Origin of the sequence: Nodosilinea nodulosa PCC 7104 (assembly GCF_000309385.1) — a bacterium.
GTDB lineage: Bacteria > Cyanobacteriota > Cyanobacteriia > Phormidesmidales > Phormidesmidaceae > Nodosilinea > Nodosilinea nodulosa.
The window spans coordinates 179,305-191,902 of the sequence record NZ_JH976537.1; the positions used below are offsets into that span (position 1 = coordinate 179,305).

Here is a 12,598-nt window from a genome sequence, read left to right on the forward strand (position 1 = left end):
TATGCCCCTCACTTCCCCAGAGCTGCCCGACTACGAAAGCCATTTGCTCACCGCCATGGCCTACTTTTTAGGGCGCGACCCAGAGGCCCAGGCGCGGGCCTGCCTGTGCATGTACCTGCGTCAGGCGGAGCCTCGAATTATGGCGCAGGTGCGCTACTACGCCCACCAGCTGTCGATTCACACAGGGCAGCCGGTGGAGGCCTACGACCTGCTCACCATGCTGGCCCAATCCCCCGAAACGGTAACCGCCGCCCTGCCGCACCTGGGCCGGGTGCACGACGACAGCCAGCCCGATGTATTTAGCGCATAAAGCTAGCGCGTGAAGCTAGCGTATACATTCCGCTGGTTAAGTTTCGCAATCTATGCTGAATTTGGGATGTTGCCTGTGTATAGATCCTATCAAGGCAACTCAGTGGAATTTATGATTGCGTTTTTTGGGTTTAAGGGGTTTCAGCTACGGTCCAGCAATCGTTGGCGGAGGTTTGCGCGGCAGCTGGGAATAGCGCTGGCGGCCAGCTTTCTGCTGGCTATACCAGGGCATCCGGTCCAGGGTCAGGCCATTTCCGCCGCCACCGTTACCGAAATTTTAGACAGCAACCAGGTTTACATCCAAAACCGTGCAGCCCAGGTCAACAGCGTAGCCCAGCAGCGCCAGCAGGTCAGAACCCAGGATGCCCGTGCCTCGCTGCGGTTTAACAATGGGGCTGTGGCCCGCCTGGCCCATAACTCCAGCCTGGTGATTGGGCAGTGCGCCCAGCTCAACCGAGGTACGCTGCTGGTCAACGGCGCCCTCAACGGCTGTTCGACCTCCACCCTGGCCGGGGTACGCGGCACAATTTATACCATTGAGGTCACCGAAGCTGGAGAAACCACCATTCAGGTGTTTGAGGGCACTGTGGTGGTGACCAAAAACCCTGATCCTGAGCCCGTTGAGCCCATGGTTGACGGCTTCGACCCCATTGATCCCTCCCAGGACCCAATGGTGCCCAGCACCGACCCGGTGGTCCCCTTTGCCAACCCCGTCGAACCATCCCCAGGACCGTCAGAGGTGCCCCCTGGCCCTGGCTCCGGCCCTGAGCCACCCCCTACAGACCCTGGTAATCCGGCCCCCGATCCGCTGACTCCAGCCCCCAATCCGCTGACTTCTCCCACCGGGTATCCGATTAACTACCGCCCAGGCAGTGCAGTGGCCAACGGCCTGCTGCTATTCAAGACAAAGCAGGCCGACGACAAGCAGGGCGCCTCCTACGGCAGTACCAACCTGACGGCGGGCTTGCCCCCGGAGACCGCCGAGCAAGTTGAGCAAGAGGAACCCGTGGGCTTCACCGCAAACGACTCGCTCACCATCGCTGAGGGGCAGCAGGTGACGATCGATCCAGAGCAAGAGCAGGCGGTGATTCGTGAGCTTTTGCCCGAGGACTTTACTGACCTTTTGGAAGGCCCTCTGATCAACGGGTTTGCGGTAGAAATACCGGGTATGGGCAATCTGCGGCGAGCCTTTGAGCAGCTGTTTCCGGGGGTACCGCTGCCCTACTATTGGGCTCCGTCTATTCCCACCCCGCCGATCCGGTTTCCCTTCCCGTTCTAGGATGAGGTCCATGACGTTGGGGACTATCTGCCGTGGTTAAATCCTACCGCCGCCTGTTTCAGCTGGGCCATGGCCTGATGGTGAGCTGGGCGGTATTTGGGGCGATCGCCCTGGCCTCCCAGCACCCCTGGATTTTGCTAATCGAGGGTCAGGCCCAGTCGTTTTTGCTGCGGCTGCGGGGGGCGGTACCGCCCCCCGCAGACATTGTGATTTTGGGCATTGACGAATACTCCCTGTCCCAGGGCGATCTGTACCAGGCCGAGCCGGAGCGCTATCCCTTTCTGGCCCCGCTGTCTACCTGGCCCTGGCAGCGTCAGGCCTACGCCCTGGCGATTGAGCGGCTGATGGCCGCCGGGGCAAAGGCGGTGGCCGTCGATGTACTGCTGGTGGACCCCAGCAGCTACGGACCCGCCGACGATGCGGCGCTAGAGGCCACCCTGGCTCGGTGGGGCGATCGCGTGGCCCTGGCCGCCGCCTACGATGTGTCGAGCAGCGACTTTGGTCTGTTTACCAATCTGCTCCAGCCCATCTACGCCAGCCCGACCGAGATCGGGCTGATCAACATGAAAATCGATGCCGACGGCAAACTCCGCGCCTTCCCCGACCTGGGCATTGAAACCCTGCGCCAGAACTACGGGTTTACCGATAGTTTGCCGTCCTTAGCCGGGGCCACCCTGGCCGCCGCTGGCTACCCAAAGCCTGACCAGCAGAGCCGAGATCTGTTCTTCTATGGCCCGGCGGGCACCTTCCCCGTGGTGTCGTTTGTGCAGGTGCTCGACCCCGACAACTGGCCTCTGATTGCCCATCAGTTCAAAGGCAAAATTGTGCTGATTGGTCCCATAGCCGAGTCCTTTCAGGACAGCAAGCGCACTCCAATCGACAACGCCATGCCCGGGATTGAGATTCACGCCAACGCCCTGGCCGATCTGATGGAGGGCCGCACCCTCGACCCCATGGTCGGCAATCCGGTGGTGGAGGGGCTGCTGACCGCGATCGCGATCGCGGCGGTGGGGCTAGGGCTGGGCTATCGCTTTACCCAGCCAGTGCCCAGAATGGCAGGCTTTTTGGCGGCGATCGCCGCCTGGGGAGCGCTGGCCTACCTGCTGATGGTTCACCGCGATCGCCTGGTGCCCGTCGCCGTCCCCGTCGCCTGCCTGGGCATGGGCGGCGTCACCTACATCGCCACCGGAGCCGTCAGCAACCGCCTGGAAGAACAGCGCCTGCGCCGCACCCTGGAGCGCTACGTCGCCCCCTCGGTCGCCCAAGAAATCCTCAACCAGCCCGAAGACTTTACCAGCCTCACCGTAGGCCAGCGGTTTCAGGCGGCAGTGCTGTTTTCAGACATTCGCGGGTTTAGCCGCATTTCGTACCAGCTGGGGGCAGAAGAAACCGTCAGCCTGCTCAACACCTACCTAGATGTGATGGTAGACGCCATTCTGAAGTACCGGGGCACCATCGACAAATTCATTGGCGATGCGGTGATGGCCGAGTTTGGGGCACCCAAATCCCAGGGACCCGAGCAGGATGCTCTAGGGGCTGTCTCGGCGGCCCTGGCGATGCGAAAAGTCCTGGCCACCCTGCGCACTACACTGGAAAGCCAGGGCCTACCCCCGCTCTACAACGGCATTGGCATCAGCTACGGCGAGCTGGTGGTGGGCAATGTTGGCTCGGTGCTGCGGCTGGAGTACACCGCCATTGGCGACACCGTAAACGTCGCCAGCCGCATTGAAGGGTTGACCAAGGTAATCGGCACCGATATTTTGATCACCCAGTCCTGCTACAACCTCGTAAAAGAGCAGATTGTCGCCGTGGACCACGGCACCCATACGCTGGCCGGGCGTGAGCAGGAAGCGGTTCAGGTGTACGGCGTGGTGGCTTTCAAGGGCGAAAGCGATGCCCTCTACCACCAGGTTCAAAAAGACCTGATTCAGCACCTGAGCCAGCCCAAGGCCATCACCTTTCCCACCGATATCAAATCCAGCTAGGCAAGCCCAATCCGTCCGTTAGGCCAGACAAATCCAAGGGTACGTCCCCAAGTGCGGCTGGGTGGACATCAGGCCACCGCTCCAATTCCCCTGGCTCCCTAGCCCCCCTGCCCCCTTGCGATCGCACTAGCAAAAACCTGTGCCATCAGTCTGTACCGTACCCGTAGCCAGTCTGGTTGAGACATTTCCCCTCAAAACGCTCAAACGCTCAAACGCTCGAACGCCTCTAGATGTCCTAACCTAAGCGACTATGGCGATAAAAGCAGCCGAGCAATCAACCCTGGCAGTCTCCTTCTGGAGGCATAGATTTATGTCAATGCCGCAGCTAGACCATAGATTAGAATGATGGTGCGTGGGGAGTTTTAATCAAGCGCGCCCATTCAATCAACTCGATTAAATTTCGGTTGACGCCATCTGCGCCAGCTTCAGGTCTGGGGTGCTGCATGTGGGCGATCGCGGTCAGGGCCTCGGTTTAAAGACTATGGTCAAGCCGAATGGATGTTCGGCCCAAGCCAGTCCAACACTCTGGCATGGCAGAGGCCACAGGGTGTGCTCGACCCTTGGCAACCGCAGCATTTGTCTCCCGCAGAGCGATTTTCTACCCGCCTAAATGGTTTTAACCAAGTCTTACCGAAAACCTTCACACCGATCCCACAGTATTGAATGATGGAAGGAATGGATATTGATATCCGCCCTCAGGCGATGGACTTGTTTCCGATTTCCCTTGGCTTGGCCCACGCTTTTCTGTAAATCAAACCTTAGGACAAACCCTTATGACGAGCTTTCCCATTGATCTGGGCGCATACCAGCGAATTTCTTTAGATGCCTCTAACCCCACCCTCACCGACGAGCAGCGCAGCGCCCTTAAGGCCAATGTTCAGCTCTGTCGGGATGCGATTGTCTTCTTTACCGCCACGGGGGCGGCGCGCGGGGTGGGCGGCCATACGGGCGGCCCCTACGACACCGTACCCGAGGTGATGATTCTCGATGCGCTGTTTCGGGGCGCGGGCGACAAGTACGTGCCGATTTTCTTTGACGAAGCAGGGCACCGGGTCGCCACCCAGTATTTAATGTCGGTGCTCAACGGCGACATGCCCGCCGAGCAGCTGATGCAGTACCGCGCCGCCAACGAAAAACTGCCCGGCCACCCCGAACTGGGGCTGACCCCCGGCGTTAAGTTTAGCTCGGGGCGGCTCGGCCACATGTGGCCCTACGTCAACGGTGTAGCCCTGGCCAACCCCGGCAAGGCGGTATTCTGCCTGGGCTCTGACGGTGCCCAGCAGGAGGGCGACGACGCTGAGGCGGCCCGCTTTGCCGTGGCCCACCACGTCAACGTCAAGCTGCTGGTTGACGACAACGATGTCACGATCGCGGGTCACCCCTCCCAGTACATGGGCGGCTACAGCGTCAAGAAAACCCTGGAGGGCCACGGCCTGACCGTGCTCGAAGGCGATGGAGAAGACCTCGACGGCCTCTACGCCAACATCTGCAAGGCGATCAACACCCCCGGCCCGGTGGCGGTGATCAACAAGCGAGCCATGGCGGTGGGCATTGAGGGCATTGAGGGCAGCACCCACGGCCACGATGTGATCTCGGTGAAGGCGGCGATCGCCTACCTGAGCGCCAAGGGCCACACCGCTGCGGTGGAAATTCTCGAAGGCATCCAGGCCCCCAAGAACACCTACGAGTTCATGGGCTCCAGCAAAACCGTGGGCGCGAACCGCAACGTGTTTGGCGATGCCATGGTGGAGGTGCTGGGCGAGATGGATGAAACCACCCGCAAAGACAGCGTGCTGGTGGTCGACAGCGACCTAGAAGGCTCCTGCGGCCTGGCCCAAATTCGCAAGGCCTACCCCGAAATCTTTGTCAGCGGCGGCATTATGGAGCGGGGCAACCTGTCGGCGGCGGCGGGCTTTGGCATGGAAAAGGGCAAGCAGGGCGTATTCGCCACCTTCGCCGCCTTCCTGGAGATGTGCATTTCTGAAATCACCATGGCCCGGTTGAACTACTCCAACCTGCTGTGCCACTTCTCCCACTCGGGCATCGACGACATGGCCGACAACACCTGCCACTTCGGCCTCAACAACTTCTTTGCCGACAACGGCCTCGACGACGGCTACGAAACCCGCCTCTACTTCCCCGCCGACCCCAACCAGATGAAGGCCTGTGTCAAGAAGGTGTTTGGCGACCCCGGTCTGCGCTTTATTTTCTCGACCCGCTCAAAGGTGCCGACCATTCTCGACACCGACGGCAACGAGATGTTTGGCGGCGACTATACCTTTACCCCCGGCAAAGATGAGGTAATCCGCGAGGGCAGCGCTGGCTACATCGTCACCTTTGGCGACTCGGTCTACCGCGCATTGGATGCCGTCGAGCGCCTGAAGCAGGAGGGCATTGACGTGGGCCTGATTAACAAGGCCACCCTCAACGTGGTGGACGAAGACACCATGGCTAAGGTGGGCAAGGCGCCCTTTGTGCTGGTGACCGAGGCCTTTAACCGCAAGACCGGCCTGGGCAGCCGCTTTGGCACCTGGCTGCTGGAGCGGGGCTACACGCCCAAGTACGCCCACATTGGCACCCACGAAGAAGGCAGCGGCGGCCTGTGGGAGCAGTTCATTCACCAGGGTATTGACCCCAACGGCATTATGGCCAAAGTGAAAGAGCTGGTGGGCTAAATCCCCTTAACACCTCCAGATCCCCGGTTTCTCGAAGAAACCGGGGATCTTTTGCTATAGGAGATTTTCTAAATGCCTAAGACCGAGCGCGAGAAAATGCTGGCGAACGAGCCCTACCGGGCGGCGGACCCGGAGCTGGTGGCGCTGCGGCGGCTGGCTCAGACCCAGCTGCATCAGTTTAACCAGTCTCGGCCTGAGCAGGTAGCGGTGCGGGAGACCATGGTGCGATCGCTCTTCCACGCGATCGGCCCTAACTTTGAGATTACGCCGCCCTTCTTTTGCGACTACGGCAGCCACATTCGAGCTGGCAAAAACCTCTACATCAACGCTTACTGCACCATTCTCGACTGCAACTGGGTCACCCTGGGCGATGACGTGCTGGTGGGGCCTAACGTGCAGATCTACACCGCCTACCATCCCACCGACCCGGCGGTGCGGCTGACCGGGGTAGAGATGGCAGCCCCCATCACCATTGGCAGCAATGTGTGGATTGGCGGTGGGGCCATCATTTGCCCCGGCGTGACCATAGGCGACAACACCACCATTGGCGCGGGCAGCGTAGTCACAAAATCGATCCCCGCTGGGGTAGTCGCCGTGGGCAATCCCTGTCGAGTTGTGCGCGGGGTTTGAAGTGTCTGTTCTAGAAACACCGCTATCCAGCCCTTGGCCAAGGGAGCACTATCGAAGCGCGATCGACTGGGCCAGATCGTCAGGGCTGAGGTGGTCGTTGAGCACCTCGCCGTCTGTGAACCAGACGATGCGCTGGCTGGCGCGGGCTACGTCGGGTTCGTGGGTGACCATCACCACGGTAATGCCTGCGGCGTGGAGATCGGCAAAGATGCCCAGCACGTCGTCGGTGGTGCGGGTGTCGAGCGCGCCGGTTGGCTCATCGGCCAGTAGTAACAGGGGCTTGTTGACGATCGCCCGCGCGATCGCCACCCGCTGCTGCTGCCCGCCCGACAGCTGGCTGGGCTTGTTGTTGATGCGATCGCCCAGCCCCACCCGCACCAGCGCCTCGGTAGCCCGCTGGTGGCGCACATCGCTGCGCACGCCGGAGTAGATCATCGGCAGCTCCACATTTTCCCGCGCCGTCAGCTGGGGCAGCAGGTGAAACTGCTGAAACACAAAGCCAATTTTTTGGTTGCGGATGTGGGCCAGCGCATCGTCATCCAGGGTGGCGACATTCTGGCTATCGAAGAAGTATTCTCCGGCGGTGGGGCGATCGAGGCAGCCAATCATGTTCATGGCGGTCGACTTGCCCGAGCCAGACGGCCCCATGATGGCGCAGTATTCACCGGGGTAGATGGACAAATTCACGTTCCACAGCGCCCGCACTTCGGTATTGCCCGAGCCGTAGACCTTTTGCAGCTGGCGAAATTCGATCAGGGGAGTGGGCATAGGAGAGAAAAGGAGCGAACTACCTTATTGTAATGAGCCCTTCTGCCGTAGTAGGTTCAGCTCTGTCCCCAGGGAGCGTCGTTAGTTTTAAAGATAAGGGAGCAACTCGCATGGCTTCCTTAAAATAACGATACAAAAGCTTCCCAAACCCCCAAGTAGAGCGACGATGCTTCTTTTGCAAAGCCCCGCATTGCATCTCTCTCTTAAAAAAATCCCAGGGGAAAGAATTCTCTTGCCATAGGAGCTTGTTTTATAGTACAAATGAACTTAGAGTAAGTTCTCAGGGTGCGCCTCGTACTATATAAAGGAACAGAGAAATGATGCGCGATATCCTGATTTCCCGTCTTAATGCTCGTAAAGATGAAGCGAATGCCTCATCCCGAAGGACGGAACGAATGCCACGCCAACCTGGACGTATTATTTGCGAAAGCTTAGAGTCACTTCAACAGGAAATTAACGAGATGAGAAATTTAACACCAATGCAAAAGGCAGATCTTCTAGAAGCAGCCAAAAAACTCTGGCTGGTCAGAGGTTGCGATAAGATGAGTCGTAAGTAAATAGCCTTTTTTACATCGAAGCTTGACGAGACAGTTCAGTGATGTAATCTTGTAAGTCTCTTACCTCAGGATCTGAGAGCTGCCCAAAGTCATTAATTTCGGCAAGTTCCTGAAAGGCAGCTCTATATGGAAAGGGAGAAGCAATAGCTGGACTTCTAACGTAATCTTCAATTTTGCATGTAAATCCATAATTAAGGCTGTCATATATCCAGTCTAGATATTTCAAAATGTCTAGCCTGAAACGTTCGACATCGCCATTCTTTATTAAATCGGGGTATCTATCTCTTGCACTCTTTACCAATTTAAATGACCAATCTTCCTTTTTATAAGTAACCCACTCAGCAGCGGTTTTCGTGCTCTTTAGAACCTCTTGATTCCGATCAATATTAGCCAATAAGCTTTCTATTTTTCTGAGGCTTAATCTGGTTTCTGGCGTTATTTCTTGAGTTGATAGATCATCAAAAAACTTCTCTGCTGTATCTTTGAGATCCTTCATCTCAGACAGCTCGCGTTTTTTATTCTCTAATTCTCGGTGAAGATTATCCATGTCTCTTTGAGCATTTTCTCTTAAAAGGTTTATCTGCTCAGAGTGTCTTTTTTCAAGTTCAACAATAGTTCCTTCTAAATTCTCTATACGAGTATCTTTAGCATCTGTCACCTGTTTGAATAAATTAAACAGGATAGTTGAAAATCCGACCAGCCCCCCTCCTCCAAGGACAATTGGAACCCAACTTGGGAGATTTGATTGCGACATAAGCTTTACGAAACGCAGCTTTCATTACGAGCTTTCAGAAATACTACACCAATCATGCTGAACAGCACTATTCATAGCTAATAGTAGTTTGTGAAACCTGTCATGACTTTACTAAACAGCTACCGCAGGCCCGACTGCACTCGCCACAGGCTGGCGTAGAGGCCGTTTAGCGCCAGCAAGTCTTCGTGGCGGCCCTGTTCGACGACCTCGCCGTCGGCCATCACATAAATGCAGTGGCAGTGGCGAATGGTGGAGAGGCGGTGGGCGATCGCCAGCGTGGTCCGCCCTTGGGTGATCACCGCCAGCGATCGCTGGATCGCCGCCTCGGTCTCGTTGTCCACCGCTGAGGTGGCCTCATCCAGCACTAGAATCGGCGGGTCTTTGAGAATGGCGCGGGCGATCGCCAGCCGCTGCCGCTGCCCCCCCGAGAGCTTTTGCCCCCGCTCGCCCACAATCGTGTCGTAGCCCTGGGGCAGTTGGGCAATGAACTCGTGGGCCTCCGCCCGTTTCGCCGCGTAGAGAATTTCGGCCCGGCTGGCCCCAAAGCTGCCGTAGGCAATATTTTCGGCCACGGTGCCCGAGAACAAAAACACATCCTGGCTGACCAGGCCAATGCAGCGGCGCAGATCCCGAGGCAGCAGATCCTGAATGTCCTGGCCATCCACGCAAATGCGGCCCTGCTGGGGCTGATAAAAGCGCAGCAGCAGTTTCACCAGGGTGCTCTTGCCCGAGCCGGTGGCTCCCACCACGCCAATGCTCTGCCCGGCGGGAATGTGCAGCGACAGATTGCGCAGCACCGGCTGGCGATCGCGGTAGGCAAAGGTGACATGTTCAAAGCGCACGTCGCCCTTTACCTGCTCCACCGGCAGCGGGTTGCGCCCCGGAATCAGCTCCACCGGGGTATCGAGAATGCCCATCACCCGCCGCACCGAGGCCATGGCCCGCTGGTACTCATCCATAATTTCGCTGAGCTGGGTAAAGGGCCACAGCAGCCGCTGCACGATAAACACCATAAAGCCGTAGGTGCCCGCCGACAGGGTGCCACTGGCCACCGCCATACCGCCCAAATACAGCATGGCCGTAAAGCCCACCAAAATCACAATCCGAATCAGCGGAATGAAGGCGGCGCTGAGGGCGATCGCCCGGCGGTTGCTGCGGCGGTAGGCATCGCTGTCCAGGGTGACGCGATCGCGCTCGTAGGCCTCCGCCGTAAAGCTCTTGATCGTGGCGATGCCCGAGAGATTGTTGGCCAGCCGCCCGCTGATCAGCCCCGCTTTGTCTCGCACGTCGGCGTAGCGGGGGGCCAGCCGCCGCTGAAACGCGATCGACCCCCACAGCACAAAGGGAATCGGCAGCATCGCCATCCACGACACCCCCGGCGCCAGCACCAAAAAGGTCGTCCCCACCCAGATCACCGTAGTCAAAAACCGCAGCAGGTTGTGGGCCCCGGTATTCAAGAACCGCTCTAGCTGGTTGATGTCGTCGTTGAGAATCGACAGCAAACTGCCCGTGCTGCGGTCCTCAAAATAGCTCAGGTCTTGCTCCTGTAGATGGCCGTAGGTGTCGATGCGCAGGTCGTGCTGAAGATTCTGGGCCAGGTTGCGCCACAGGGTAGCGTAGATGTATTCCGTCAGCGACTCCAGGCTCCAAATCAAAAACGTCAGCGCCGACAGCACCCCCAGCTGGCCGGAAATACTGGTAATTCCCGTGCGGGCAATCAGGGAGCTTTCGTTGTTGGTCACCACGTCGATGGCGATGCCAATCAGGTAGGGCGGGGCCAGATCGAAGATGGTGTTGAGAATGGAGTTGGCGATCGCCCCCCAAATCTGCGGCCGGTAGCTGCGCCCGTAGCGCAACAGCCGCATTAAGGGATGCCGCACCGACTGAAACGTGGTCATAGATACCCTGTCTACAAAAGCTCAAGTGTAACGCCCAGAGACCGGGTACCTGCTAGTGTTGCTAAGATTTTGGCAACTCCCCAGGCACCGGTTCCTGGGGAGAATGGTTATGAGCACCGTTAGCTGGAAACCAATATCATGTGGTTGTGTTCACTTTCAACTCAGTACAAGTACAGGAGCGTTGCTTAAGATCATTGGTACAAAGAATCCTGTTGTCCCGAGCGCTAAGGAGTTAATGATGAGAGACAGCAATCCTCACACGACTGGTAAATGTAGATGCGGACAGGTTCAATTTGAAGTTACTTCAGAACCTCTAATGACCATGGCGTGTCACTGCACGGGATGCCAGCGTATGACGGCAAGTGCCTTTAGTTTGAGCGCCCTTTATCCAAGCAATGAGTTCAAGGTAACGTTGGGTGAGCCGGTCATCGGCGGACTACATGGTGCCTCGCGTCATTATTTCTGTGCTCACTGCATGAGTTGGTTATTCACACGTCCGGAAGGCATGGATGAATTCGTCAATGTCCGAACGACTATGATGGATGACGCCCAATTTTTCAGCCCGTTTATCGAAACCTACACGGACGAAAAGCTGTCTTGGGCAGCGACACCTGCCGTCCATAGCTTTAACAAATTTCCATTGCCAGAAAATTTTCCAGCGCTGCTCTCCGAGTTTGCCCAACAAAATCAATAAAAAGGCTGAACAACACCGTCGAGCCATCAAACTTCACGTGACCGGTTTTGTTTAGGACCTGACCAGACACGAAGTCGTGGTCAAAAGGCAGTGGCTCACCCCCACTGATAGGGAGGATGTTTAACCTGTCGTTGGACAACATAGCGCCAGCGCACTATTAAGCCAAAGGCTGTTGCGCAAATTCCTCGAGCTTCTAGGTGTATCGAGTTGAGTGCTGAAAAATCAATGAAAGGAGTTTCAAAAATGAAAGGGATCTGCCACTGCGGACGGACCGACTGGAGAACGCAAGAGCCAATCGACGATGATGCCGGATTCCTACAGGACACCGCTCAAAAGGCAGTCGTTCGATTTGCTGAATATAATTTGGTTGAGTTAACTGCTTGGGACATAACTATAGATCGCTTCGCTTATCATCCAGTGGATTCCGATCCAAAAGGAACTCATGATTCTGCGTACAATGCACTGGCATCCGCATTCGCGTCATGGTCACGGGTCACACTTGACCTACCCGGAGTGCGCCAGAACAAACCGATGGACTCCAGCAGCGGAGCGGGCGTTTCCTGAAGTTGAAGTTTTTTGCCCGCCGCTGGGTTATCGATACCGTCGATATGAATTTTGGAAGATTTAGATGGAAAACATTGAGTTGGATGGGAGCTGTCTCTGCGGCTCAGTAACGTATTCGGTATCGGTTGAAGTCAAGAAGTTCTATATGTGTCATTGCGAGCAGTGTCGCAAAAGAACCGGCTCTGCTTTTGCGTCAAATATTCTGGCCAAACCAGCAGACATAGCATGGCTATCGGGGCAGGATAACATCAAACGATATGATCACCCTGGTGATAAATCATTCACAAATAGCTTTTGCACCGAATGCGGGTCTCGGCTGCCGTATCTTAGCAAAAGCGGCAACCTCGTTATCCCGGCAGGCTCCCTCGACTGCGACCCTACCGTAAGACCAGACAACAATATATTTTGGGAAGACCGATCTTCCTGGTATGAGGACGGCATCACCGCTCCAAAATGCGATCGCTATCCGTAGCCCAGGACCCTGC

General features: G+C 57.1%; 11 protein-coding genes. 8 read left to right on the forward strand and 3 right to left on the reverse strand.

The window, feature by feature from the left end:
* Position 1: 1 nt before the first annotated feature.
* The 5 genes from LEPTO7104_RS0100750 (at position 2) to LEPTO7104_RS0100770 (ending at position 6,878) form a co-directional block, all read left to right on the forward strand.
* A complete protein-coding gene (locus LEPTO7104_RS0100750; RefSeq protein WP_017296625.1) occupies positions 2-310 on the forward strand; it encodes a hypothetical protein in 309 nt (102 codons plus the stop codon).
* Positions 311-412: 102 nt separating this feature from the next.
* Positions 413-1,588 carry a FecR family protein gene (locus LEPTO7104_RS36530; RefSeq protein ID WP_155523464.1) on the forward strand — a complete coding sequence of 392 codons (1,176 nt, stop codon included), beginning with the start codon at positions 413-415 and terminating at the stop codon, positions 1,586-1,588.
* 32 nt (positions 1,589-1,620) lie between these two features.
* Positions 1,621-3,573: an adenylate/guanylate cyclase domain-containing protein gene (locus LEPTO7104_RS32170; protein ID WP_017296627.1), complete on the forward strand. Its 1,953-nt coding sequence runs from the start codon at positions 1,621-1,623 to the stop codon at positions 3,571-3,573.
* 773 nt (positions 3,574-4,346) lie between these two features.
* Entirely contained in the window at positions 4,347-6,248 is a 1,902-nt protein-coding gene (locus LEPTO7104_RS0100765; protein WP_017296628.1) for a transketolase C-terminal domain-containing protein, read from the forward strand.
* 72 nt (positions 6,249-6,320) lie between these two features.
* Positions 6,321-6,878, forward strand: coding sequence for a sugar O-acetyltransferase (locus LEPTO7104_RS0100770; RefSeq protein ID WP_017296629.1), 558 nt, complete (start codon positions 6,321-6,323; stop codon positions 6,876-6,878).
* Positions 6,879-6,926: 48 nt separating this feature from the next.
* Here LEPTO7104_RS0100770 and LEPTO7104_RS0100775 read toward each other — a convergent pair whose 3' ends face one another.
* Positions 6,927-7,646: an ABC transporter ATP-binding protein gene (locus tag LEPTO7104_RS0100775; RefSeq protein WP_017296630.1), complete on the reverse strand. Its 720-nt coding sequence runs from the start codon at positions 7,644-7,646 to the stop codon at positions 6,927-6,929.
* A gap of 317 nt (positions 7,647-7,963) precedes the next feature.
* Between LEPTO7104_RS0100775 and LEPTO7104_RS39770 the strand changes: the two genes are divergently transcribed.
* Entirely contained in the window at positions 7,964-8,203 is a 240-nt protein-coding gene (locus tag LEPTO7104_RS39770) for a hypothetical protein (RefSeq protein WP_155523465.1), read from the forward strand.
* Positions 8,204-8,213: 10 nt separating this feature from the next.
* Here LEPTO7104_RS39770 and LEPTO7104_RS0100780 read toward each other — a convergent pair whose 3' ends face one another.
* Both LEPTO7104_RS0100780 and LEPTO7104_RS0100785 read right to left on the reverse strand, forming a co-directional pair.
* A complete protein-coding gene (locus LEPTO7104_RS0100780) occupies positions 8,214-8,957 on the reverse strand; it encodes a hypothetical protein (RefSeq protein WP_017296631.1) in 744 nt (247 codons plus the stop codon).
* Positions 8,958-9,076: 119 nt separating this feature from the next.
* Entirely contained in the window at positions 9,077-10,855 is a 1,779-nt protein-coding gene (locus LEPTO7104_RS0100785; protein WP_017296632.1) for an ABC transporter ATP-binding protein, read from the reverse strand.
* 238 nt (positions 10,856-11,093) lie between these two features.
* On the opposite strand from LEPTO7104_RS0100785, the gene LEPTO7104_RS37755 reads away from it, so the two are divergent.
* Positions 11,094-11,549, forward strand: coding sequence for a GFA family protein (locus tag LEPTO7104_RS37755; protein ID WP_071527350.1), 456 nt, complete (start codon positions 11,094-11,096; stop codon positions 11,547-11,549).
* A 628-nt stretch (positions 11,550-12,177) separates the two neighbouring features.
* Positions 12,178-12,585: a GFA family protein gene (locus LEPTO7104_RS43445; protein WP_071527153.1), complete on the forward strand. Its 408-nt coding sequence runs from the start codon at positions 12,178-12,180 to the stop codon at positions 12,583-12,585.
* Positions 12,586-12,598: the final 13 nt, after the last annotated feature.